23 protein-coding genes are annotated in these 25,088 nt (G+C 45.8%); 15 read left to right on the top strand and 8 right to left on the bottom strand.

Features of this window, described 5'->3' with window-relative positions; genetic code table 11:
• Positions 1 to 717: 717 nt before the first annotated feature.
• The 5 genes from OKC24_RS05745 to OKC24_RS05725 form a co-directional block, all read right to left on the bottom strand.
• Positions 718 to 1,434: a DUF2846 domain-containing protein gene (locus OKC24_RS05745; protein ID WP_130143699.1), complete on the bottom strand. Its 717-nt coding sequence runs from the start codon at positions 1,432 to 1,434 to the stop codon at positions 718 to 720.
• Positions 1,435 to 1,597: 163 nt separating this feature from the next.
• Positions 1,598 to 2,911, bottom strand: a complete 1,314-nt coding sequence (gene clpX, locus OKC24_RS05740) for an ATP-dependent protease ATP-binding subunit ClpX (protein WP_005007363.1) — start codon at positions 2,909 to 2,911, stop codon at positions 1,598 to 1,600.
• A 29-nt stretch (positions 2,912 to 2,940) separates the two neighbouring features.
• On the bottom strand, positions 2,941 to 3,546 hold the full coding sequence (gene clpP / locus OKC24_RS05735; protein WP_005007362.1) for an ATP-dependent Clp endopeptidase proteolytic subunit ClpP: 606 nt from the start codon (positions 3,544 to 3,546) through the stop codon (positions 2,941 to 2,943).
• A gap of 196 nt (positions 3,547 to 3,742) precedes the next feature.
• The gene (gene tig, locus OKC24_RS05730) at positions 3,743 to 5,074 is read right to left on the bottom strand and encodes a trigger factor (protein ID WP_265464876.1); all 1,332 of its coding nucleotides are present in this window, start codon (positions 5,072 to 5,074) and stop codon (positions 3,743 to 3,745) included.
• A 136-nt stretch (positions 5,075 to 5,210) separates the two neighbouring features.
• A complete protein-coding gene (locus OKC24_RS05725) occupies positions 5,211 to 5,342 on the bottom strand; it encodes a hypothetical protein (protein WP_265464875.1) in 132 nt (43 codons plus the stop codon).
• Between the two features lie 262 nt (positions 5,343 to 5,604).
• Between OKC24_RS05725 and OKC24_RS05720 the strand changes: the two genes are divergently transcribed.
• The 8 genes from OKC24_RS05720 (at position 5,605) to OKC24_RS05685 (ending at position 16,854) form a co-directional block, all read left to right on the top strand.
• Positions 5,605 to 7,827, top strand: a complete 2,223-nt coding sequence (locus OKC24_RS05720) for a TonB-dependent receptor (protein WP_131276191.1) — start codon at positions 5,605 to 5,607, stop codon at positions 7,825 to 7,827.
• Positions 7,828 to 8,265: 438 nt separating this feature from the next.
• Entirely contained in the window at positions 8,266 to 10,569 is a 2,304-nt protein-coding gene (locus tag OKC24_RS05715; protein ID WP_131276192.1) for a catecholate siderophore receptor Fiu, read from the top strand.
• A gap of 92 nt (positions 10,570 to 10,661) precedes the next feature.
• Positions 10,662 to 11,345 carry a Fe2+-dependent dioxygenase gene (locus OKC24_RS05710; RefSeq protein WP_130143703.1) on the top strand — a complete coding sequence of 228 codons (684 nt, stop codon included), beginning with the start codon at positions 10,662 to 10,664 and terminating at the stop codon, positions 11,343 to 11,345.
• Complete coding sequence (locus tag OKC24_RS05705; RefSeq protein WP_265464874.1) at positions 11,342 to 12,445, top strand: alpha-hydroxy acid oxidase; 1,104 nt, start codon at positions 11,342 to 11,344, stop codon at positions 12,443 to 12,445. The genes OKC24_RS05710 and OKC24_RS05705 overlap by 4 nt, the downstream gene beginning before the upstream one ends.
• Positions 12,446 to 12,712: 267 nt before the next feature.
• Positions 12,713 to 14,410, top strand: a complete 1,698-nt coding sequence (gene leuA / locus OKC24_RS05700; protein ID WP_131276193.1) for a 2-isopropylmalate synthase — start codon at positions 12,713 to 12,715, stop codon at positions 14,408 to 14,410.
• 103 nt (positions 14,411 to 14,513) lie between these two features.
• Complete coding sequence (gene metX / locus OKC24_RS05695) at positions 14,514 to 15,674, top strand: homoserine O-succinyltransferase MetX (RefSeq protein ID WP_131276194.1); 1,161 nt, start codon at positions 14,514 to 14,516, stop codon at positions 15,672 to 15,674.
• The gene (gene metW, locus OKC24_RS05690) at positions 15,674 to 16,267 is read left to right on the top strand and encodes a methionine biosynthesis protein MetW (protein WP_005007344.1); all 594 of its coding nucleotides are present in this window, start codon (positions 15,674 to 15,676) and stop codon (positions 16,265 to 16,267) included. Before metX ends, metW begins: the two co-directional genes overlap by 1 nt.
• Positions 16,264 to 16,854 carry a tetratricopeptide repeat protein gene (locus tag OKC24_RS05685; protein ID WP_130143707.1) on the top strand — a complete coding sequence of 197 codons (591 nt, stop codon included), beginning with the start codon at positions 16,264 to 16,266 and terminating at the stop codon, positions 16,852 to 16,854. Before metW ends, OKC24_RS05685 begins: the two co-directional genes overlap by 4 nt.
• Before the next feature lie 39 nt (positions 16,855 to 16,893).
• Here the strand turns inward: OKC24_RS05685 and OKC24_RS05680 are convergent, their stop codons facing one another.
• Positions 16,894 to 17,439 carry a GNAT family N-acetyltransferase gene (locus tag OKC24_RS05680; RefSeq protein ID WP_228257529.1) on the bottom strand — a complete coding sequence of 182 codons (546 nt, stop codon included), beginning with the start codon at positions 17,437 to 17,439 and terminating at the stop codon, positions 16,894 to 16,896.
• A gap of 60 nt (positions 17,440 to 17,499) precedes the next feature.
• Here OKC24_RS05680 and rdgB point away from each other — a divergent pair, with 60 nt between their 5' ends.
• Together rdgB and OKC24_RS05670 are read left to right on the top strand one after the other, a co-directional pair.
• Entirely contained in the window at positions 17,500 to 18,123 is a 624-nt protein-coding gene (rdgB, locus tag OKC24_RS05675; protein WP_131276196.1) for an RdgB/HAM1 family non-canonical purine NTP pyrophosphatase, read from the top strand.
• Between the two features lie 257 nt (positions 18,124 to 18,380).
• Complete coding sequence (locus OKC24_RS05670) at positions 18,381 to 18,506, top strand: hypothetical protein (RefSeq protein WP_265464873.1); 126 nt, start codon at positions 18,381 to 18,383, stop codon at positions 18,504 to 18,506.
• 51 nt (positions 18,507 to 18,557) lie between these two features.
• Here OKC24_RS05670 and OKC24_RS05665 read toward each other — a convergent pair whose 3' ends face one another.
• Positions 18,558 to 19,436: an AEC family transporter gene (locus OKC24_RS05665; RefSeq protein WP_131276197.1), complete on the bottom strand. Its 879-nt coding sequence runs from the start codon at positions 19,434 to 19,436 to the stop codon at positions 18,558 to 18,560.
• A 183-nt stretch (positions 19,437 to 19,619) separates the two neighbouring features.
• Between OKC24_RS05665 and tatA the strand changes: the two genes are divergently transcribed.
• The 4 genes from tatA (at position 19,620) to OKC24_RS05645 (ending at position 23,238) form a co-directional block, all read left to right on the top strand.
• On the top strand, positions 19,620 to 19,838 hold the full coding sequence (tatA, locus tag OKC24_RS05660; protein WP_130143710.1) for a Sec-independent protein translocase subunit TatA: 219 nt from the start codon (positions 19,620 to 19,622) through the stop codon (positions 19,836 to 19,838).
• A gap of 16 nt (positions 19,839 to 19,854) precedes the next feature.
• Positions 19,855 to 20,289 (top strand): Sec-independent protein translocase protein TatB, encoded by a 435-nt coding sequence (tatB, locus tag OKC24_RS05655; protein WP_130143711.1) that lies wholly within the window; start codon positions 19,855 to 19,857, stop codon positions 20,287 to 20,289.
• Positions 20,286 to 21,068, top strand: coding sequence for a twin-arginine translocase subunit TatC (tatC, locus tag OKC24_RS05650; protein ID WP_130143712.1), 783 nt, complete (start codon positions 20,286 to 20,288; stop codon positions 21,066 to 21,068). The genes tatB and tatC overlap by 4 nt, the downstream gene beginning before the upstream one ends.
• A 160-nt stretch (positions 21,069 to 21,228) precedes the next feature.
• Positions 21,229 to 23,238 carry a PhoX family protein gene (locus OKC24_RS05645; RefSeq protein WP_130143713.1) on the top strand — a complete coding sequence of 670 codons (2,010 nt, stop codon included), beginning with the start codon at positions 21,229 to 21,231 and terminating at the stop codon, positions 23,236 to 23,238.
• A 49-nt stretch (positions 23,239 to 23,287) separates the two neighbouring features.
• On the opposite strand, the gene OKC24_RS05640 is transcribed toward OKC24_RS05645, so the two are convergent.
• Entirely contained in the window at positions 23,288 to 24,067 is a 780-nt protein-coding gene (locus OKC24_RS05640) for an NRDE family protein (protein ID WP_130143855.1), read from the bottom strand.
• Between the two features lie 93 nt (positions 24,068 to 24,160).
• Here OKC24_RS05640 and lgt point away from each other — a divergent pair, with 93 nt between their 5' ends.
• Complete coding sequence (gene lgt, locus OKC24_RS05635; protein WP_005007317.1) at positions 24,161 to 24,973, top strand: prolipoprotein diacylglyceryl transferase; 813 nt, start codon at positions 24,161 to 24,163, stop codon at positions 24,971 to 24,973.
• Positions 24,974 to 25,088: the final 115 nt, after the last annotated feature.

The following is a 25,088-nucleotide window of genomic DNA, read 5'->3' as shown; positions in this document are numbered from 1 at the left end:
CCGCCATTCTGAATGACAGCCAGCAAAGCTTGAATGAAAAGCTTGCCAGCATTCTCCTGCCGCTGCTGCTAAGCAATTAAATGCTCCGAGAAAACAGCCCCGTGCATTTTGCTATGCCCCGCGCAAAATCTGCTCAATTAAAGCGATGAATTTCAAATAACAGCCTTCACGCTATCGATGCATACCCAAAGAACTATCTTCGCTTGCTGCTTAAAAACTATCTTAAAAACAGCTTCTGCATCAACAGAGAAATTAGGCCAGTTAAAAAATGATGAACATTCGCTGATAGGCAAACTGCATTATAAAGAGAATTCAATGCAATCTTTCCTAGATCAGCAAGCAGAAAACATGCCCAGATGCAGGCTTAAAAAACTCAGCTGACCACATCAAAGAAAGAACTTGCCGTTTTAAAATCCATCAAATTCTAAAAGAACCCATAACCACGCATTGAGAACACCCAAGAGGCTAAAAGAAATCGAACCAATTAATGCTTAAACCGTTACAGCAAAAAAAATCCAACCGGTTATAAGCTATTTAACAACAATTAGGTGCTTTTCATTCAACGGAAACATGAAAAGCGTCAGGCCCGTTTGATTCAAAACGCTAGAGTATCCGTGCAAGAATTACCGCCGGCTAGAAAATCAAAAATTGAGCGAACAAGTCAATCAAGCTCTTCTTAAAGAAAAAGAAAGAGCAGAGCTCCTTCTCTTTCTCAAATCACCAGGTCAGCGGATTCCAAAGCTTAAACGGCTTCACCAGCTGCACATCCGTCGAAGGATCATACTTGGTGCGCTTGATTTTCTGCGCGCTTCTTCGCATCTTTCCGTTCTGCTGATTTTCTGCAACAAAGTTGTAGCTGGCCGATTTCATCTCAGTAAACGCAATCTCATTTCTGCCCACAGCATCAGGCATCAAGATCAAAGGCCCGGACACGGCATGCCTTGTAGTTAGATTTTCTTCATCATATTTCAGAAAATAAGACTGGCCGGCTTCTACGGTAAAATCCAAATATTTCGGCTTTTGAAAATGGTTAATCCCTAAAGGGCGGCTGCTGGATAAACGGTATCGGCCTGCCGGCAATTCAACCCAATAATAATGATTATTCAGCAGGCTAGGAATGCGCTCACTGTTCAAAAACAGGCTGCTGGCGACTATTTCCTGCCTGTTCCATTTGCTGTCAGGACGGTACAAATACACCAATGCGGCCTGTTCATGCTGCGGCTGAACAGGCTGAAAATGACTGCCCTGCGTTTGATTGACCCAGCCGCCAATCGTAAAAGCCCCTATGCGGTACTGTTCCATAATGCCCGGCTCATGCTCAAACTTGACATCCTTCAATGTAGAAGCCAAATGCGGCTCCTGTTCAAGAGATGATTTTCCATGACAGCCCAGCAGCATCATGCTGCTCAATATTGCAATACATACACCACGCATGACTATCCCTCACTGCGTCTTTTCTTATTTTCAATCATTGTTTTAAATTTCAAACTGCTGGCCATCCCAGCCATCTAGCTGAGATTAACATTCAGCTTTATTTTTGGAAATAAAAAACGCGCGCAAATCTTAGATTTGCGCGCGTTTCTGACGAAATGCGGTTTTATGCAGATTTTGAATCAATCACTTTCAAATCTGCTTTTGACGCGGTTTCTTCATTTTGTTCTTTAGGCTGGCGCTCTGCTTTAAACTCAGGTTTCGCCTCACCATTAATCGCCGCTTCAGTCACAACAACTGTACCGACATCTGTACGGCTAGGTAAATCGTACATAGTTTCCAGCAGTGAATTTTCTAAAATAGACCGTAAGCCACGTGCACCCGTATTGCGGTCCAGTGCTTTCTTCGCGACTGCGCGCAAAGCATCTTTTTCAAAGACCAAGTCCACATTTTCCATGCTGAACAGGTATTCATACTGACGGGTTAACGCATTTTTCGGCTCAGTCAGAATCTGCATCAAAGCATCTTCATCCAGCTCATCCAAGGTTGCAATCACCGGCAAACGGCCAATGAACTCTGGGATTAAGCCAAATTTCACCAAATCAGTCGCTTCAACCTGACGGAACAAGTCAGACAGTTTTTTCGTCTCGTCTTTCTTGCGCACTTCAGCAGTAAAGCCAATACCGCCTTTTTCCTGACGCTGCTGCACAATTTTCTCTAGGCCAGAGAATGCGCCGCCGCAGATAAATAGGATATTAGACGTATCAATTTGAATGAATTCCTGCTGCGGATGCTTGCGGCCGCCCTGCGGCGGAATTGATGCAACCGTGCCTTCAATCATTTTCAGCAAAGCTTGCTGCACGCCTTCACCCGATACATCACGGGTAATCGACGGGTTTTCTGATTTGCGGGTAATTTTGTCAATTTCATCGATATAGATAATGCCCTTTTGCGCTTTTTCTACATCGTAATCCGCTTTTTGAAGGAGTTTTTGAACAATGTTCTCAACATCTTCACCCACATAGCCCGCTTCGGTAAGCGTAGTTGCATCCGCCATGGCGAACGGAACATCTAAGAGACGCGCAAGTGTTTGAGCCAGCAAGGTTTTACCTGAACCTGTCGGCCCCACCAGCATGATGTTGCTTTTTGAAATCTCAACACCGTCTTCCGGTTTTTTACCGCTGGTACTGACTTTTAAACGCTTGTAATGGTTATACACCGCAACCGAAAGTGTTTTCTTCGCAACGTCTTGGCCAATCACATACTGGTCAAGCGCCGCGCGGATTTCATGCGGTTTTGGCAATGGGCGGGTTGCCCAGTCGCTGGATTCAACTTGCTGGCTGGTTTGCACCAAGTCTAGGCATACGTCCACACATTCATTACAGATGTACGCGTCCTCACCTGCAATCAGTTTCCCGACTTCAGACTGCGTTTTACCGCAAAATGAACAATGCTTTTGTCCTTGAGGATGTTCGGACATATTCACTCCAATATATAAATCTTTAAAACTTATGGACGTTTAGATAAAACTTCGTCCACAAGACCGTAATCTTTTGCCTGCTGCGCAGTCATAAAGTTGTCACGGTCGGTATCTTTTGCCACACGTTCAAAGTCTTGACCGCTGTGTTCCGCCATTAAGCGGTTTAAGCGCTCTTTAATGAACAGGATTTCGCGCGCATGGATTTCAATATCCGATGCCTGGCCGCGGAAACCGCCCAAAGGCTGGTGAATCATCACGCGGGCATTTTCAAGGCAATAGCGCTTGCCTTTCGCGCCGGCATTCAGCAGGAAAGCGCCCATTGATGCCGCTTGGCCCATGCAGTAAGTCACAACATCTGGCTTAATAAACTGCATGGTATCGTAAATTGCCATACCGGCAGTTACTGAACCGCCTGGTGAGTTGATATAGAGATGAATATCTTTATCTGGGTTTTCGGCTTCTAAAAACAGCATTTGCGCAACAATTAAGTTCGCCATGTTGTCTTCAACTTCACCGGTTAAGAAAATGACGCGTTCACGCAAAAGGCGTGAATAAATATCAAAAGAACGCTCGCCGCGAGAAGATTGCTCTACCACCATCGGCACTAGCGCGTTTTCAATTGTTGGAACATACATACGTTTATTTATTCCTAAATTTTTTGTGACTCAACCCATAATTCACAATATGAGGGATATTTGCTGAAATTGCAAAAGGTTCCCAAGTAAATAACAGATATTTTTTGCATAAGCTTTGTGAATTCAGGACAATTTTTTATTATGCCGCACCGATAAAAAAAGGCGCCGAAAGCGCCTTTTTTTACTAAGCTAAGAATTAGCCTTGCTGACGAGCTTGCTGCTCTTTCAATAAGTCTTCATAGCTAACAGTAGTGTCAGTTACTTTAGCAGACGCCAAAATATGATCGACAACATGGTCTTCTAAAATGACTGATTCGATTTGAGCGCGCTGCTGTTTATCGTTGTTGAAGTATTCAATAACTTCTTGAGGATCTTCGTAAGAAGACGCCATGTCTTCGATATACGCATCAACACGCGCCTGATCAACTTCAAGTTTAGCATCAGCCAATACTTTGCTGACCAATACGCCCAGCTTAACTGATTTTTCAGCTTGTTCTTTGAACAGATCATCTGGAAGCATGCTGCTGTCAAATGCTTTAGCGCCTTGAGCACCAAACTGCTGCGTGAACTGCTGAATCATTTGCTGACGCTGACGGTCAATTTCTTGAGCCAGCATTGCTTCTGGAAGTTCAACTTCGTTTGCAGCGACAAGCGCATCGAAAGCAGCGCCTTTCACTTGATTGCGCAGGCCGTTTTTCACTTCACGTTCCATGTTTTTGCGAACGTCAGCTTTTAATTTTTCGATGCCTTCTTCTTCAGTCAAACCGAAAACTTTTAAGAATTCAGCATCAATTTCTGGAAGTTTTTGTTTTTCAACAAGCTTCACAGTAATTTTGAATTGCGCAGATTTACCCGCCAAGTTTTCAGCTTGGTAATCTTCAGGGAAAGTTACATCAATAACTTTCTCTTCGCCTTTCTTCATGCCAACGATGCCGTCTTCGAAGCCCGGGATCATGCGGCCAGAACCTAAAACAAGTTTAAAGTCTTCTGCAGAACCGCCTTCAAATTTTTCGCCGTCAACAGAACCTTCAAAATCAAAAGTTACCTGCATGTCTTTTTTAGCCATGCCTTTTGTTTCAGCCCAAGAAGCGCGCTGCTTTTGAAGGTTTTCGATCATTTGATCAACGTCTTTGTCATTCACTTCAGCTGATTTGCGTTCAACTTCCAAGCCTTCGAATTTAACGTCAACTTCTGGATAAACTTCAACAGTTGCTTGATAAACTAAAGCATCATCTTTCATTTCAGTTGAGTCAATGTTCGGCATGCCGACAGCATTGATTTTTTCTTGCTGAATTGCTTCGAATACTGTGTCGCGGATGATGTCGTTGACAACTTCTTGATAGATGCCCGCACCGTATTCACGGCGGACAACGTTTACAGGCACTTTGCCTGGACGGAAGCCGTTGATCTTCACAGTTTTGGCAGTGCGTTTCAAACGAGCTTCAAATTGCTCGTTAATACGGCTCGTCGGTACAGATACATTTAAACGACGGGCAACGCCCGAAACCGCTTCAGAAGTTACTTGCATGGCTTCCTCGATATTTTGTTAATAAACAGTTTTAAAAAAAGTGCCATATTATATGACAACATTTAAAGATATACAAAATAGCATTATAGCACCTATTTTTCTTATATTTTTTCTGCACTGGCACAAGCCTTGAAATTCATACGCGGACTGCGCTGCGGCTCATCTTATTCATCTTGTTTGGAGTTTTAAAACGGTGCATCAAATGGCGGCGCTGAAATTCTGATTTTGCCTGTTCTGCATTGCCGCTGCCGCCGGCAATCAGCAACAAAGCGAAACAAATAATCCATCAACCCTGCACAATCCTTACGGCTATCGGATTAAATGCTGAATACTTTTTAGCGCCGCGCCTCCTTTTAAATAAAATATTTCAAGTAAAAACAGCTGTTTATTATTTTTCCATCATTAGAATCATTAATTTTAACATTTAATATCAACACATTGATTGACAATTACAATGTCATAAAGATGCAATACATAATAAGAATTATTATTATTCGCATACAAATTCACAACGCATCCTCAGGTTTGAAATGGCCTTCATCAAAACACGTAAGAAAATTGTATCCTCTGCGATTGCTTCATCACTGTCTATGATTGCAGTCAATGCATTCGCTCAGGAACAAGTCACTCAGCTTCCGACAATTAATCAAGAAGTTGCAGCTGAACAACAACAAAGCTTAAAAGTAGACAAATCTGCAAACGCAAAATATGTTGCTCCTTTATTGGATACACCAAAATCTGTTTCGGTGATTTCTAAGCAGCTGATTGAAGATACTCAAGTCACGACTCTGAGCGATGCTTTACGTACTGTGCCGGGCATTACCCTGGGCGCAGGTGAAGGCGGCAACCCGAATGGCGACCGTCCATTTATCCGCGGCTACAGCTCTGAAAGCTCAATGTATGTGGACGGTATCCGCAGTGCATCTTCGCAAAACCGTGAAATGTTTGCAGTAGAGCAAGTTGAAGTCACCAAAGGCTCTGCTTCTGCTTTAGGCGGTGCTGGTAGTGCTGGCGGCAGTATCAACATGATTTCTAAAGTGGCTAAAAAAGGCGACTTCTTGGAAGGCTCTGTTGGCGCAGGCACAGATAACTATCAGCGCATTACGCTAGACGGCAACAAAGATTTTGGCAACGGCATTGCTGCCCGTGTTGCAATCATGGGCCACCACAATGAAAAAGCCGGCCAAGCTGACGGCGCTGAATATGCCCGCGTTGGTATTGCGCCAAGCATTACTTTTGGTCTAGACACTCCGACCCGCGCAACTTTAAGCTACTACTACCTAAAATCTGATGATACCCCTGATTCAGGTGTTCCTTATTGGACAGACGGCAAAGCTGCCGGTAAACCGCTGGATGTAAAACAAGGCGTTTATTATGGTTTGTTAGACCGTGATTTCCAGAAGCAGGAAAACCAAATTGGCACAATCAAGCTTGAACATGACCTTGCTGACAACTTAACCATCAGCAATACTGCGGTTTACAGCAACTCTAAAAATGATTATTTATGGACGCAGCCAGACGACTCAAAAGGCAACATTGCAAATGATAAAGTCTGGCGCCGTGTGAACTCACGGATTACAGATACCAATACTTTTACTGACCAATTGGCTTTAACGGGCAAATTTAATACAGGTTCAATCAAACACAGCTTTAATGCAGGTGCTGAATATTCAGATCAAGAATCTGATAAAGGCAGCTATAACATTTCATACCCTGGCTATGCAGGCACTACTACAACAGGCTTCAATAGCAACTGTGCTATAAATGATGCATGGTGTACTTCTTCTACAAATCCAAATTCAAAAGACAAATGGCTAGGCAGTATTGCAGCAAACAAGGCGATAACAACGACAACTGCTCAAACCACTTCAGTTTATCTATTAGACAGCATTGAATTTAATCCGCAATGGCTATTAGATTTGGGTCTGCGTTGGGATAAGTTCGAAACTGAATTAAAAACCAATGCCACAGGCGCTAAAATTGAAAGCGATACGGACTTTTTCTCTTATCAAGCAGGCTTAACCTTTAAACCGGCAGAAAATGGCAGCATTTATGCAAGTTTCGCAACTTCAGCCAATCCCGTGGGTGTCGATGCCGGTGATGGTTCTGAAACAGCTGTTACTGCTGTCAACAAGGATCTAGATCCTGAAGAAAGCCGTACATTTGAGATTGGTACAAAGTGGGATTTGTTTAACGACAAATTAAACTTAACCGCAGCGATTTTCCGTACAGAAAAGCAAAATACCCGCATCTCACTTGATGCAAACACTACAACCAATGGCGGCGCAAGCAAAGTTGACGGTTTTGAACTGGGCTTAAACGGCAATATTACTGACAAATGGGCAGTTTCTGCAGGCTATACGTACCTTGACAGCGAATCCACTAAAAACGGTGTCAGCTGCCGCGGTACGACATGTACAGACCAAACTGTTTATAACGGCAATGTAATGCCGAACGTTGCGAAAAACTCTGCAACACTGTGGACGACGTATCAAGTAATGCCTCAATTAACGTTGGGCGCTGGCGCGATTGCCATGGACAAAGTCTATGGTGATTTAGCCAATACCAAATGGGTACCAGGCTATGTTCGCTACGACGCTATGGCGCGCTATAACGTGAACAAAAACGTTGATTTACAGTTAAATGTGAACAACTTATCTGATGAGCGCTACTTTACTAAAGCTTATGCATCTCACTATGCAACTGAAGCTGAAGGCCGCAACGCAGTATTGTCTGTGAACTTCAAATACTAATCAAAGCTGGATCCCATAATTAATTATGGGAGTTCTTTTAAATAGCCTCTTCATCGAGGCTATTTTTATGCGCAGCGTTTTGCTGTGCAGCTTTAAAGCTCCAGCTTGCCGAAAAAAACGGCGCACAGAAATAAAGAAATCCTCCCTTCTGCTTTCCGAGAAAGCCAAACACTTTCAAAAAAATTTATCTTTTAGTAAAAAACCGATAAAAATCATCACCAAACAGGCTTTTTTTAATTGTTTTTACAAATAGCCTTTCTTTATTTAAACATTTTTTTCGAATAAAAATAAATGATTTTAATATTGTTAATGATAACTATTATCAATAGAATTCACTCACAATTGTTACAGGCCATAACAATTCATCCATTGTTGCTTCATGGAGTTGTGAACATCGATGCAGCAATGGTTCTTTCCTTACGATTTCAGGACTTCACCATGGCACAGATTAAAAGCCGCAAACACAGTAAAACTGTATCTCTCGTTGCTCTGGCAGCAACATTGCCGCTGACTGCGCATGCCGCTGACTCAGAACAGCAGTCAACGCGCCTTCCAACCATTCAGGTGGAAGCTGCCGCTGACAACGCTTATAAAAAAGATACGTTAAGCTCGGCTAAGTTCACTCAGCCTGTTCTGAATACGACGCAAACTGTTGCCATTATTCCTGAAAAAGTATTAAAAGAACAAAATGCCACCACTCTGACTGAAGCATTGCGCAACGTTCCCGGTGTAGGCACTTTTTCTTTGGGTGAAAATGGCCGAATGAATACGGGTGATGCCGTCACTATGCGCGGTTTTGACACGGCCAACAGTATTTTTATTGACGGCGTGCGTGACCTGGGCAACGTGACGCGGGATATGTTCAACTATGAGCAAATCGAAGTATTTAAAGGCCCTGCCGGCACCGATAATGGCCGTACGGCTGCATCCGGTTCTATCAACCTTTCAACTAAACATGCAAATCTTGAAGATTCAAACAGTGCAACTCTAGGCTTTGGTTCAGATGATTACTACCGTGCAACTGCAGACCTGAATAAAAAAATTAATGAAACCACGGCCATCCGCTTGAATGCGATGGGGGAAAACTCCGACGGCATTGGCCGTGACGGCGTGGAAAATAAAAAATGGGCCATCGCCTCTTCTTTAGGCTTTGGCTTAGGCACAGACTTGCGGGTATTTTTAGATTATTTACATACCGAACAGGACAACAAGCTGGATGGCGGCATCCCGACTGTGAGCCTTCCCGGTTTTGATGCCAATAAAAGCACTAATGCAGCGATTAAAAGTTTAGCCAATTATCTGAACAGCCATAAAGTGGATACGTCCAATTACTATGGCGCTCCGGAAGACTTTGATGATGTTTCCGCAGATATGGCAACCGCCCGTATTGAATATGATATCTCCGAAAAAACCAAGCTGGCCAATACCGCGCGCTGGGGTAAAACCGAGCACCAGTACCTAAGCACCTTCTCAGGCAATGCGTACACCACGACCAATCCTGCAGATCCGAATGATGCATCCGCCATGCGTGTTTCAGGCAGCGCGAACAACGGCGATACTGAAAATGAAATCATCACGAATCAAACCAGCTTAGTCACAAGCTTCAACACGGGCCGGCTCAAACATGATGTCAGTACAGGGGTTGAATTTACTCGTGAAGAAATGAAAACCCGAGGCTGGACGGCGACTGTCACTGGAACAAACTCACTGTATAACCCGCAAGGCACCGTACATACCGCGCTCGTCCGCAACACCAACGGCAATGGTGATTCTGAAGGCCAGATGGATACTTATTCTATCTTTGCCTTTGACACCATTGCAATTTCACCGAAATTTTCAGTAAATGGCGGCATCCGCTTAGACCGCTATAAACTTGATTCTGATTCTTTTGTGAATACAGCAGCATCAGGCCAGCCGGCAAAATATGAAGCGGTTAACCTAAAAGATGACGGCAATCTATTTAACTGGAAAGTCGGCGCGCTTTACAAGCCAATGCCGAACGGCAGCCTGTATGCCAACTATGCAGTTCAGCAGCAGGCTCCTGGCACAATTACCGGCGGTGACGGCATTGGCAATGCAAACGTTTTTGCACCGTCAGGATCTGCCAGCAGCAATAACAACTTAGAACTCGATCCGCAAGAAATCAATACTGTCGAAGTGGGCGCAAAATGGGAGTTCTTTGACAGCCGCTTGCTGTTGACAGGTGCGCTTTTCCAAACTGAGCTGACGAATGAACTGGAAAAAGACGGCGAACTCTATTACCAGACCGGTGAAAAGACCGTTAAAGGCGTTGAACTCGGCGTGATCGGCAGCTTAAATGACCATTGGCAAGTCACTGCCGGCTATACCCATCAAAAAACAGACATCAAAAATGTAACTCAAGCGGCCAGCAGCCAATTGGTTTCTGCAGATGGTTCAAGCAATATGCCATTTACGCCATCTGATGCATTCACAATGTGGACAACCTACAGCATGGACAAATGGAGCATTGGCAGCGGCGCACGCTATAATGGCGAAATGACCAAAAGCAAAGACGGCAATACAGTTGGGCCTTCAGTGATTCCAGACTATTGGGTTTTTGATTCAATGATCGGTTATCAAGCCACCCCAAATGTCGGCATCCAGCTGAACATCAACAACCTGTTTGATGAAGACTACATTTCCAGCATTAACCGCGGCGGCTTGCGCTATATTGCTGGCGCTGAACGCAATTACCGCTTAACGTTCAACTTTAAATTCTAAGTCAAGAAGAATAAAAAAAGGCCTTAATCTTGTATTAGGGCTTTTTTTATTTATGCTTATATCACACGCAATTTATCCATCAGGCCACTGCTATGCTGCTCCATGTTCCGAATGTCCTTAGCAAAGAACAAGTCCAATCTATCCGCCAAGCCATGGAACAGGATAACCAGTGGGTATCCGGCAAAAAGACCGCCGGCGGCCAGGCGCAGCAGATTAAGAATAACCTGCAGATCAATTTAGACAGTCCGCTGTATCAGGAACTGAATCAGTTTATCCTGCAGCAGATTAAGCACAGCGCCCTGATTCAATCCTTTGCCTTGCCCAAGGACATCCTGCCGCCGCTTTTCAACTGCTATCAGGACACAGGGCATTATGGCAATCATGTCGACAATGCTGTTCACTTCTATGCAGAAAAGAATAAAGCCGTGCGGACCGATGTCTCCATGACCATATTCCTGTCAGAACCCGATGAATACGAAGGCGGAGAACTGGTGATTGAAGACACTTACGGCGCGCATGAAGTCAAGCTGGATGCCGGCGATGCCATTGTTTACCCGGCCACCAGCCTGCACCGCGTTGAACCGGTCACGCAAGGCGCGCGCATCGCATCATTTACTTGGATTCAAAGCATGGTGAAAGATGACTGGCAGCGTTCCATGCTGTTTAATTTAGATATGACCATTATTCAGCTGCGTCAAAAATTGGGCGACTGCGAAGAAACCGTCAATTTGACCAGCCATTATCATAACTTATTGCGCCAATGGGCTGACCTATGAACCAGACTACCATTCTCCCGCCGCTGAATCAAATTCCGCCTTACCTGCAAACCATTGCCGACTATGAACAGGAAGCGCAGAAACATTTGCCGGATATGGTCTGGCAGTATCTGCAAGGCGGTGCAATGAATGAAGCCAGTGTGCGCAATAACTTAGATCAATTTGCGCACATCCATTTATGGCCGCGCATGCTTCGAGACTTAACGCAAGGCGGCACGGAATGCAAAATTCTAGGGCAAACCTTTCCGCATCCAATTTTCTTAGCGCCGATTGGCCATCAGCAGCAGTTCCATCCCGATGCAGAAGCAGCTTGCGCGCTGGCCGCTGAAGTGCTGGGCAGCAATATGGTGCTGAGCAATTTCAGCAATACCGATATGCGCGCACTGAAAGCTGAAAACCCTTACAAATGGTTTCAGCTGTATTGGCAAGGTGATCGGGAAAAATCACGGGCCTTGGTCCAGCTGGCGGAAGCGCAGAATTTTAAAGCCATTGTGATGACAGTAGATTCACCGCACACCGGCATCCGCGACCGTGAACGCAGCGTCTTTTTCCATCTGCCTGAAGGCATGCAGCATCCGCATACGCCTGCGCACATTCCCCTGCCCGCACTCAAACAAGGCGATCATCCTGTTTTTAAGGGCCTGATGAAAATCGCGCCGACCTGGGATGACATTGCTTGGCTGGCGCAGCAGACCTCATTGCCCGTCATTTTAAAAGGCATTCTGCATCCGCAGGACGCTAAGCTGGCGATTCAGCACGGGGCGCAAGGCATCATTGTCTCCAATCACGGCGGGCGGGTTTTAGATACCTGCATCCCCCCGCTGACCGCTTTGCAGCTGATCAAAAAAGCCGTGCCGGCCGATTTCCCGCTGCTGTATGACGGCGGCATCCGCCGCGGCTCAGATGTGTTTAAAGCCATTGCTTTGGGCGCCTCTGCAGTGCTGATTGGCCGTCCAGCCATTTACGGCTTGGCCAGCGCCGGCGCATTGGGTGTCGCGCATGTCATTAAAATATTGAAAGAAGAATTTGAAATTACAATGGCGCTGATGGGAACAGCGGCCGTAAATCAAATCAATGAAGAATATATTTTTCAAAAATAACCAAATAACAGGAAAATATTTTCTTCATTTATCCTTATAGTGCAAAAATAGGAAATTATTTCCGGAATAAGTGCCTTAAGATTTAGTTATAGATTTGCAAGAACTGCGGCACAGCTAAGCCTCTAGAATCCCAAAAGGTTTTTTAATGCTTTAGGCTAAGCCCTCCGAATTCAGACTTGTAAATGGATACAATAGACACAATCTATAATAGTAGCCGTTGCTGTTTTCACGACCTGACACAATCGATGCTACACAAGGAGTTCCCTCATGATGTTGGCTGATCCAAGCAAAAAATACCGCCGTATGTACCAGCGCGTCGACTTACCTGACCGCCAATGGCCAAATAACGAAATCAATCAAGCGCCAATTTGGATGAGCACCGACCTTCGTGACGGCAACCAAGCTATTTTTGAACCGATGAACATTGAGCAAAAATTCAAAATGTTCCAAATGCTGGTGAAAATCGGCTTTAAGCATATTGAAATCGGCTTTCCTTCCGCATCGCAAATCGACTTTGATTTCACCCGCTTATTAATTGAAGGCGGCCATATTCCAGATGACGTCTACATCGAAGTTTTGGTGCAGGCGCGTGATCATTTGATTCAGCGCACTTTTGAATCTTTGCAGGGCGCTAAGCGCGCCATTGTGCATATCTATAACTCGAATTCTCCGACATTCCGCCAAAAAGTCTTGAATGTCGATGTGGCTGGCGCGAAACAGTTGGCCATCAATGCCGCGCAAAAAGTGAAAGAATATGCGGCCAAGCAGCCTGAAACTAAATTCATTTTCCAGTACAGCCCGGAATGCTTCTCTGCCACTGAATTGGAAGTGGCTAAAGATGTCTGCGATGCAGTGACTGAAATTTGGGAAGCTTCGCCAGACAACAAAGTCATTTTGAACTTGCCTGCAACCGTTGAAGTCTCTGGCCCGCATATCTATGCCGACCAGATTGAATGGATGCACCGCAACATTCAGCGCCGTGACGGCGTAATCATTTCAGTGCACTGCCACAATGACCGCGGCTGCGGCATTGCAGCCTCTGAATTGGCCATTATGGCTGGCGCAGACCGTGTAGAAGGCTGTGTCTTCGGCAACGGCGAACGCACCGGCAACGTAGACGTGGCAGCCATTGCCTTGAACATGTACACCCAAGGCGTGGCGCCTAACTTAGACTTCTCCAACATCAATGAAATCATTGCCACTGTTGAAGAATGCACAGGCTTGCCGGTGCACCCGCGCCATCCTTATGCAGGCGACTTGGTCTTCACTGCTTTCTCCGGCTCGCATCAGGACGCGATTAAAAAAGGCTTTGAATTCCAAAAAGACCAAGAAATTTGGGATATGCCTTACTTGCCGATCGACCCGAAAGATTTGGGCCGCGACTATGATGCGGTCATCCGCGTAAACTCTCAGTCAGGCAAAGGCGGCATCGCCTACTTATTGGAATCGAACTACAACGTCGTGTTGCCGCGCCGCATCCAAATTGAATTCTCGCAAATTGTGCAACAAGTGGCGGATGAAGAAGGTGTGGAAGTCTCCGCGCAGCAAATTTGGACATTGTTCAAAGATACCTATGTGGCGGCGAAAGATATTCATTACTCAGCGAAAAATTACAAATTGTCAGATGACAACGGCAATCAGGTGATTGAGCTTGATGTGGAAATCAACGGTGAAACTCAGCGCTTGCGCGGTGAAGGCAATGGTCCGATTTCGGCCATCTTGAATGCCTTGCAATTGCCAATTGATGTCTTGAATTATGAAGAGCGCAGCATCAGTTCTGGCGCGCATGCCAAAGCTTTGGCCTTGATTGAGCTTCAAGTGAAAGGCACAGGCAAATCTGCATTCGGCGCTGGCGTGCATGACAACATTGTCACCTCATCGATTGAAGCGATTATTGCCAGCACCAACCGCTTAATTGAACAAGGCGTGTTAAGCACTGAACAAGTGATGGCCGCGGCAGTTTAATTTAATCAGATCAAATCTTATCTGATAAAAAAACTTTAGAAAGGATACCCCAAGTGGTATCCTTTTATTTATTAATCCCAAAGATTTAAGGCGAATATTTCCTGTGTCTTTTCCAGCTGACTCAGTGGGCTTAGTTACCCCGCAAAAGTTTTCTTTTGAAGAGCCGTTAGAGCTCGAATGCGATCGGATTCTTCCGCGCTTTGAACTGATGGTGGAAACTTACGGCGAACTGAATGCCGATAAGTCGAATGCTATTTTGATTTGCCATGCGCTGTCTGGCCATCATCACGCAGCGGGCTATCATCAAGAAGATGATAAAAAACCGGGCTGGTGGGATGCCTGCATTGGCCCAGGCAAAGCCATTGATACCTCAAAGTTCTTTGTCGTTGCGCTGAATAATATTGGCGGCTGCAGCGGTTCTACAGGACCAACCTCTCCCAACCCTGAAAATGACAACCGGCCTTATGGCCCTGATTTCCCATTGGTCACAGTGCGGGATTGGGTCAAAACTCAAGCCATGCTGTCCGACCGGATGGGCATTGCGCAATGGTATGCCGTGATTGGCGGCTCTTTGGGCGGCATGCAGGCACTGCAGTGGTCGGTGGATTATCCTGACCGCCTGCAAAAATGCGTGATTATTGCCAGTGCGCCAAAATTGTCTGCGCAGAATATTGCCTTTAATGAAGTGGCGCGCCAGTCCATTTTGTCTGACCCAGACTTTCACAACGGCCGCTATTTAGAAAATGACAGCTACCCAAAACGCGGGCTGATTTTGGCGCGCATGGTCGGCCATATTACGTATTTATCTGAAGAAGCCATGAAGCAGAAATTTGGCCGTGACCTAAAATCGGGCAAATTCATGTATGGTTTTGATGTCGAATTTCAGGTCGAAAGCTATTTGCGCTATCAAGGCGAGCAGTTTAGCCGCAACTTTGACGCCAACACTTATTTAATTATGACCAAAGCTTTGGACTATTTTGATCCCTCCCGCGAGTATCAGCAGTCATTGAAAAAAGCGATGGAAAATACAAAATGTAAGTTCTTAGTCGTTTCATTTACGACGGATTGGCGCTTCACGCCACAGCGCTCTCAGGAGATTGTGGATGCCCTGATCAGCAGCCATAAGCCAGTCAGTTATTTAGACATTAATGCAGAACAGGGTCACGATTCATTCTTGTTCCCTATTCCTTTATATATCAAATCCTTACGTGCATTTTTAGGCGGTGAAGAACACCTCAAAGCGACACCGAAGGAGGCTGTTTAATGCGTATCGATCATCAACTGGCTGAGAAATGGATCAAGCCCGATTCTAAGGTTTTAGACTTAGGCTGCGGCGACGGTGAACTGCTGGCGCATATGAGCCAAAAGCATAATATCCGCGCTTACGGCTTAGAACTTGATCAAGAAAAGATTGCAATTGCCATCAGTCGCGGGTTAAATATTATTCAGCAGGACTTAAATTTAGGTTTAAGCCGTTTTGCCGACCAGTCTTTTGACTATGTGGTGATGGCGCAAGCTTTGCAAGCTGTAGATGCGCCTGACGTCTTATTAAGAGACATGGTGCGTGTGGGGAAACAGGCGATTATTACTTTTCCGAACTTCGCGTATTGGAAGACCCGCTCTTTCTTGGCGTTAAAAGGGAAAATGCCTGTTTCAGAAGCTTTACCCTATATGTGGTATAACACCCCAAATATTCATTTATGTACATTCCGTGATTTTGAAGCGCTGTGTGCAGAGAATAATATCCGGATTATTAACCGACTTGCCGTGAATGGGGATCAGCAAGGCAGTTTACTCAGTAAACATATCCCGAATCTGTTTGGTGAAGTCGCAATTTATCGAGTGAGCGCTTTATGAAAAAATTATTATTAGGTTCAACATTGCTGGCTGGACTGTTTTGTGTCCAAGCCCATGCAGACTATGTTGCTCCAGCGCCATCTGTTGCGAGTCAAGCTGCGCAGTATTCTGTGATGGACATTAACAGCCTGACCAAAGCGGCTAAGGCAGGTCAAGCTGGCGCGCAATTCTATTTAGGCACAAAATATCAATACGGCAAAGATGTTGCTAAAGATGAACATCAAGCCTTCGCTTGGTTTAAAGCGGCGGCTGATCAAGGCCTTTCCGCTGCTCAGCTGAACGTTGGCCGCATGCTGGCAGACGGCATGGGTACGAAAAGAGACGAAGCGCTTGCCCGCCAATACTTTGAAAAAGCTGCCAGCCGCGGTGACAACCGCGCCAGCTTCAATTTGGCAATGATGGAAGAGCAGAAGAAAAACTTTGTTGGCGCTTACCAATGGTATGAGCTGTCTACCCGTGACGGCATGCTGGATAATAAAGTGATTAGCCTGTCTGAAGGCAAGAAAACTGCTTTGGCCGCCAACTTAACGCAAGACCAGATCCGTCAGGCGCGTGACCGTGCTGACAAATGGATTCAAGCACAGTAATTCTGCCTGATTCTAAAAGCACCTTCGGGTGCTTTTTTATTAAATGAAATTTTCTTGAAGACACGATATGGCGAATACCTTACGCATTTGAATAAATCGCAGACCATTTGTCTCAATTACAGCAGATATATTTTGAAAACCGAGCTTTTCATAGACCTGTTGCGCTGCATAGCTTGAATTAACTGTCATCAATAAAATCCCCTGCTGCTTTGCTTCAATAAATTGCCAAAGCTTCCTGCCAATGCCTTGTTGCCGCATGTTCTGCATAGTAAAAAAATGGATCAGGTGGCTGGATGTATCCGAAGTATGTTTATAAGCAATGACCGCAAGAATGCGCTGATCCTGTGTATAAACATAATAATGCACCGAGCTATTTAAAATCAGTGCTTCCACTGCCTGTAAGCTGAGCTTATCCCTGCCCGGTTGGTTCAGCGCAAAATCATCAATATAGGGATCAATCAAGGCCGCGATTGCGGTTGAATCTTCAATTTTTGCATGGCGTATCATTATTAGATCCTGCTTTTTATGTAATTCGTGTTTTCTCAATACTGCGCTCGGATAGAGAAATCTAAATAGTGAATTCATCCCCAAATCAAAAATAAGTTAACATACAGCATTCTTTATCTTCAGCATAGGCACAATACAATGTCTTCAACAGATTGGCTATCCCAAGGCACGCTTGTGTTAGCAAGCAACAACAAAGGCAAGATTGCCGAATTTGAAAAAATGTTTGCAGAACTGAAGCTTCCTGTTGAAGTGATTCCTCAAGGTAAACTGAATATTGAAGACGCTATTGAAGATGGCTTAAGCTTTGTCGAAAATGCCATCATTAAAGCCCGCCATGCTTCTAAAATTTCCGGCAAGCCTGCGATTGCCGATGACTCAGGCATTTGCGTACCCGTATTAGGCGGTGCGCCAGGCATTTACTCTGCACGCTTTGCAGGGGAACATGGCAATGATGCGGCCAATAATGAAAAACTGCTGCACAAGCTGAAACCGCTGCGTAATAACGGTGAAGCCATTGAAGGCATGTTTGTTTGCGTACTCGCTTTGGTGCAGCATGCTGAAGACCCGCTCCCGCAAATTTTCCAAGGCATTTGGCAAGGTGAGCTATTAGAACAAGCTCGCGGCGAGAATGGTTTTGGCTATGACCCGCTGTTTTGGCTGCCTGAACTGAATGTCTCCAGCGCGGAATTGTCAAAAGAAGAAAAAAACAAAATCAGCCACCGCGGCCAGGCGATGAAACTGTTTAAAGACAGCTTGAAATAAGCACTGCAGGAGGTAATATATTTTCAGTGATTACCTCCTAACCACTTAAATCTAATTACTTTAATAATAAAAAAGAGAATGATATGGCGCTGTCCCCGCTTAGAGTCACTTGCCCCGAATGTCAGCATACATTTACAGAAACACCGACTCGATCCTTTTTGGGATTTCAAAAAATCAGCTGTCCTTCATGCCAAGAAAAAGTGACCTTCCCCTTAACATCTGGCTTTCGCACAACCTATCGGGTTTTATTCATATTAATGATCTTGATACTGCTTGCCAGCCTTTTGCAAGGTCAAATGGGTTTCCCAGGCATCATTGGTATCGCAATCTATTATGCCTTATTCCGTGATTGGCAGATCCGCAAAGAGCTCAGCTTCAACTAAATGCGCCGCAACACTGGCTTTGCTAATCATGATTTTGATAGCGCTGGGCAGTTAAAATTGCATAAAAAGATGCAGTAAAAAGCCATAGATTAAAATAATCATGGCGCTGGCGATTGTCCCCGAAGCAATATATTTGGCCGAATGCCCCGTACCTTGATAATGCGTTTCCAGCGCTACAATATTGGCTGCGGGCGGCAGGCAAAAGAACATAAAAATCACTGCATACGTCAGCTGCACATGCGGAATCGGCAGCAGCACATACGCCCCCAAGCACAATATTGCCGCCAGCAGCATGCGGCTGAAAATCAGCATCAAGCTACGCCTTAAATCCTGCCAGCTAATGCGCACTTTGCTCAGCCACATGCCCAAGACGCACATGCCTGAAAAAGTCACCAGCACTTTATTCAGGGCATAGCCCCACTGTACGGCAGGGTGATGTTCAAAAGCGCTGAAATCCCACATTGATAAAACAGCGGCTAGGCTCAAGGCAATCACTGGCGGCGACAGCAGCACATTTTTGATAATAAAACGGATATCCTGTTTAGCCGTGCTGACCGCCATTACAGCGCAAATATTGCCAAAAAGTGAGCCGCCGATATACAGCGCAACAATGGTCGCGCTGGCTTTGGGGCCAAACACCGCCAAAGCAAAGGGAAAACCCAGCCAAGCGCCATTTAAATAGCTGAAGCACAGTGCACGGAGCTTTTCTTTACTGAAGCAGTAGAACAGGCTGTAGAAAATCAGCGAGGCGGCAAAACTGAAGCCGATTAGCCATAAACTGCCCTGCTGATAAAACACCATGTTGTAAACAATCACGGTAGGAATCAACAGCCGCGCCAGCAAAGAGGCCAAAAAGGATCTGTAGGGTTTCAGCGCCTCGGCGCCAAAAAAACCGATAAGAAAAGAAATAAGCGGGAGTATCAGCGCCATGGCTATCGCAATTGCATTGGGCAGAAAAGCTAGATGCTAACACACTCTACCCTTAGTGCGGGCAAGCCAAGAACGCTTTACCCCATTGGACAAAGGCAGTTGTCTTAAAACTGCAATATAGATGTCACATGCGTGTCACTCAGAGCTGTTGAAATCATCTAAAAATAAACAGAGGAAAATCTCATGGCAGGACTATCGATTTGGCATGTGCTGATTTTTGCAATTGTGGTGATTTTATTGTTTGGCACATCCAAATTAAAAAACTTGGGCAAAGATGTTGGCGGCGCAGTCAAAGACTTTAAAAAATCGGTGCGTGATGAAGACGCTGAACAAGCGGCCTTAAAAGAACCGCGCACCATTGATGCCCAAATCAAAAGCGCTGAAAGCTCCGTTAAAAGCTAAATGTGAGTGCTGATTCATGCTGAACATTGGAATGACTGAACTGCTGTGCTTTGCCATTATTGCCCTGCTGGTGCTTGGCCCAGAAAAGCTGCCGGAAGGCGCGCGGTTTGCAGCCAAATGGTATGGCAAATTTAAGCGCCTGATCAGCAGTGTTCAAAATGAAGTGGACCGTGAACTGCGCTTGTCTGAATTTCGGGCAGAAGTACAAAAAGAAATTGAACGCATGACCGAACTGGAACGGCGCATGCAGCAGCAAATTGATGCCTTGCGCAGCCCGCCCTCTGAGCCAGCGCAGCAGACATTCAGCACTGCATCGCACAATCATTATCAGCCTTTAGACACGCCTGCGCTTTTTCCCTATTCCTGCAGCCATATTCAGCAAAACCTCCCCCATTTGCTGAATATGCAGGAGTCTCAACTTTCCCCTGTTAAATTGAAGATTGCTGTATGAATGAACTGCCTGCCGTTTCTGTCAAAACAGAAGCTGAACAGCTGGAGCAAATGCCCGTCATGCAGCATCTGATCGTGCTGCGCCAATACCTTTTTAAAATTGTCGGCGTGACCATTGCGCTTTTTTTCTGCCTGCTGCCATTCCGCAATTATACTTATCAATTGCTGTCTGACCCGCTTAGGCAGCAGCTGCCTGCAACATCATCAATGATTGCAACGGATGTCACCGCCACCTTTATGGCGCCATTTAAACTGAATTTATTTGTCGCCTTGATGCTGGCGATGCCCTTTATTATTTATCAGCTGTGGTCTTTTATACGGCCTGCGCTGTATGAAAAAGAGCGTTTTTTAGCCATTCCATTGTTGGCGGGCAGCATCGCGCTGTTTTATCTCGGCATCGCCTTTGCCTACTTTATTACCCTGCCGGCAATTTTGCATTTCTTTATCAGTGTCTCGCCTGAAACCGTTGCGCCGATGACTGACATCAACAGCTATCTCAGTTTCTGCCTTAAGCTGTTTTTGGTGTTTGGCTTAACGTTTGAAATCCCCATCATTACGCTGGTGCTGATTTTAATCGGCGCGGTCAGCACACAAAGCCTGGTGGAGAAACGGCGCTTTATTGTGGTGGGATGTTTCTTTGTCGCCATGTTTGCTACGCCGCCCGATGCGCTTTCGATGATCATGCTGGCTGTGCCGATGTGGATGCTGTTTGAAATCGGCCTGCTGCTTGGCAAGCTGCTGGAAAAGCGCAAATCTAAAACAGAAGACAGATCTGCTTAACAATACATCCGCTTTCAAAAAGCCCTGAGTTTCAGGGCTTTTTTTATTGATCTCGGCAAACAGCCTCTGTCGTCAAACTGTCTAAAAAGTGTAAAGAATCTGTCATTTCTGCTTCATAGAATCATTAGCGACTTAAAAACAATTAACGTACGGATTTCTTATGACAGCCACTTCTACTCAGCCAAGCCGCCGTGACCTGCTTAAATGGTTTGCAGGCATTCCTTTTTTACCTTTAGGCGCTATGGGTACAGCAGCAGCTCTTGCTGGCTGCAATGACAGCAGCGATGATGCTGTCATTCCGCCAACCGCGAAACCGCTGAATTTTAAAAGTGCAAAATTCACCCCAATGGCTTCACCGACAACAGTGGCTGACATGGCGCAAACCTCTGTTAAATCAGGTTTAACCATTACTTGGGAAGATAACACCACCTCAGAATACAAACTGGGCTATCAAGAGTTTTTCCAAACAGGTAAAGAAGTTGACAGCTTAAAAGGCGGTAAAATCATTGCTGGCGGCTATTTTGATGCCAAAGGCCAGCCGATTTACGATACCACCCGCCAATATTTTTCAAACTGCCCAGACGGCTCATCTTTAATTCATTTAGACGGCGCACAGGTCGCAGGTGTTGATCATCCAGTATTTTTTGTAGTGCAGTTTGAATATTCATCTCTAAGTTTAAATGGTGAAGATCCATATGGCATTTTACCTTCGCCAATTGCCATTTTGACCTTAGATCAAAATCAAAAAACAGGTCAGTTAGACTTTAAAAAATACTATAACGTCGATACCTTAGCTGCGCACGGTCTGTGGATTACTTGCGGCGCCAGCTTATCACCGTGGAATACCCATCTGTCCAGCGAAGAGTATGAGCCAGATGCGTTTGGACAAGGCATTGGCCAGTCCTTCAAAATGTTAACAGGCTACAGCAAAAAATTCTTTGGCGATGAAACTACCGCCAAAGCCTATAACTACGGGCACTTGCCAGAAGTGATTGTGAATAAAGACGGCAGTGGCAGCTTGGTGAAGCATTTCTGTCTAGGCCGTATTTCACATGAATTGATTCAAGTGATGCCTGACAATAAAACTGTACTGATGGGCGATGACTACACCAATGGCGGTTTGTTCATGTTCATTGCTGATCAAGAAAAAGACCTGTCTGCGGGTACGCTGTATGTGGCGAAATATACGTCATTGCTTTCAGAATCCAGTACAGGGCAAATTAAATGGATTGAGCTGGGCCATGCGACCAGCGCAGAAATCGAAGCTTTGGTAAACACAGCGAATATCCAGCCAACCGACATCATGGAAAGCTACCGTGATGACGATACGGCTAAGCCTTCAGATTTGAGCGGATTTACACCGATCATCCTCAGCAAAGTGAAGCTTTGGGTTAAGTTGAAAGCAGGTCAGGAAAAAGCCGCAGCCTTTTTGGAAACCCACCGCTATGCAGCGCTGATGGGCGGCAGCATGGCCTTTACCAAAATGGAAGGCACCACCGTCAATGCCAAAGATAAAGTCGCTTATTCAGCATTGGCCAACATTCAAGATTCCATGGTAGAAGGCACTGCAAGCTACACGGCATCAAACAATGTAAAATTCAGCAAATTGACCGCTGGCGGCATTCTGGCTCATGATATGGCAGGCGGTCAAAACACCACGACAGGCAAAGCCATTAACAGTGAATGGGTACCGTATCAATCTAAACTGCTGTTGGCTGGTACAGACATTACGATGGACAGCTTAGGCAATACAGCCGATCTGAACAAAATTGCCAGCCCAGACAATTTGAAGTACTCAGAAACCTTCCGTACCCTGTTCATTGGCGAAGACAGTGGCAGCCACTTGAACAATTACTTGTGGGCATATAATGTCGACAGCAAATCGCTCGACCGTATTCTTGCCACACCAGCAGGAGCTGAATCCACTGGCTTGCACGCAGTCGACTCAGTCAATGGCTGGACGTATATCATGAGCAACTTCCAGCATCCAGGGGATGAATGGAACCGCTTCTATAAGACAGACAGCACTGGCGCACACATTGCGGGCTTAACTGAAAGCATGCAAAAAGAATTAGATACGGCAATCAACAAAAACTATAACAATAAGTTCAGCGCATCGGTGGGCTATATCACAGCAGATCCAGTCAGCCCGTCAATCGTGAAAAAATAAGCGCGGCTGAAATGAGCTAAAAAAATACCTGCCGCCAAGGCGGGTATTTTTATGCAATCGGCAATTCAACTGCAATAATTTCATTTTGTGCAGGGCCCTGCTGGGTTTTTTCCTGCCACAGCCACTGCCGGCCTTTCATTCTAAGAAAATTGGAACAGCGGGTGCCGTAAATTGGACTTTGAATAAATGTGGAAGACAGCAGTTCTTCCATCTCTGCATGAATGCCTGTATTGGGCAGCAAGTCTGGAATGACTTTGCGCTCATCTTCCAAAATATCCCAGACTGCAGATTCTAAATCGCCTTCTGGCATATGCGCCTGCTGCAGCATCGGCAAAAACTCTTGGCTAAACCGCTTGCGCAGATGTCTGGTCTTTTCCCAATGCTCCGTCATTAATCCATTCGATGCCACATAAACCCCTTTGGCCAGCACCTGCGGCGCCTCTCCCCGGTTGCTCATATATACGGCTTGATGCTGATTGCCCACAAATAAATTAAAGCCTGCATAATCGCATTGGCGCTGCTCCAATGCTTGCGCAAAACGGATAGGCGTTTGATCGGATTCCAAAAAGGCTTGAATTAAATGCCCGCGCGAAGTGGGATATTCGCTTTTATCAGCACCATCGCGGAAATTGGTGATAATCGCCCAGCGCCCGGCCTTCGTCACCCCCATCCATGTGCCGCCAGACTGCAAGTCCTGCCCGGCCAAAATCGGACTGGCATCCCATTGCTTCAAGGCTGCGGACGGGCGCTGGTAAAACTCATCACGGTTGGAAATCAGGCATAACGGTGTATCTTCCAGGACTTGCCAAGCAAATGCCACAATGCACATAAATGTCACTCGATATCTTTACACATTGAATGTACAACATTTTTCATCACTTTCAGCTAAAATCTGTGCAAAACATAATGACAAGGAGCAGCAATGCTGACCTACCCGAATATTGACCCCGTCGCGGTATCGCTGGGGCCGCTGCAAGTCCACTGGTACGGACTGATGTACTTATTGGCCTTTTTATTCGCTTGGGGCCTCGCCACCCACCGCGCCAAACAGCGCGACGGCTGGAACTCGGAAATGGTCTCTGACCTGATTTTCTACGGTGCGCTGGGTGTCGTGGTGGGCGGACGAGTCGGCTATGTCTTCTTTTACGGATTTGACCAGTTTCTGGCCAATCCTTTATGGCTGTTCCAAGTCTGGACAGGCGGCATGAGTTTCCACGGTGGCTTCTTGGGTGTCATGATTGCCATGCTGCTGTGGTGCAAAAAATACAAAATGACCTGGTTTCAGACCTTGGACTTTATTGCGCCCTGCGTACCGACAGGTTTGATGTTTGGCCGGATCGGCAACTTTATTGGCGGCGAACTGTATGGCCGTCCCGTGGCGGACCCCAACTTTGCATTCGGCATGATTTTCCCGACCGACCCGCTGCAGCTGGTGCGCCATCCATCACAAATCTATCAGGCGCTGTGTGAAGGCTTGATTTTATTTATTGTGCTGTGGTGGTTCAGCTCGAAACCGCGCCCGCGCTATGCGGTGTCTGCCCTGTTCTTAATCGGCTACGGCATTGCGCGCTTTGTAGTGGAATTCTTCCGTGAACCCGACAATGGCCTGCTGTTTATCGGCTGGATGAGCAAGGGCCAATTCCTCACTGTGCCGATGATTTTGATCGGCCTGTGGATGATGTGGTACGCCTATCAGAAAAAAATTTACGACTGGGGCCCACTCAAAAACAGCTGATGCCAACAACCGTATAAAAATGAGCGCGAAATTGACGCGGGGGCAAATGCCCCGCTTTTTTTGCACTGCATTTTCCCAGCTGTTCTATGCTACAGTTTCAGCATTCAAATTACAG

Origin of the sequence: Acinetobacter entericus, assembly GCF_026168575.1 — a bacterium.
GTDB lineage: Bacteria > Pseudomonadota > Gammaproteobacteria > Pseudomonadales > Moraxellaceae > Acinetobacter > Acinetobacter bouvetii.
This window is presented reverse-complemented; position numbering and strand designations above follow the sequence as displayed.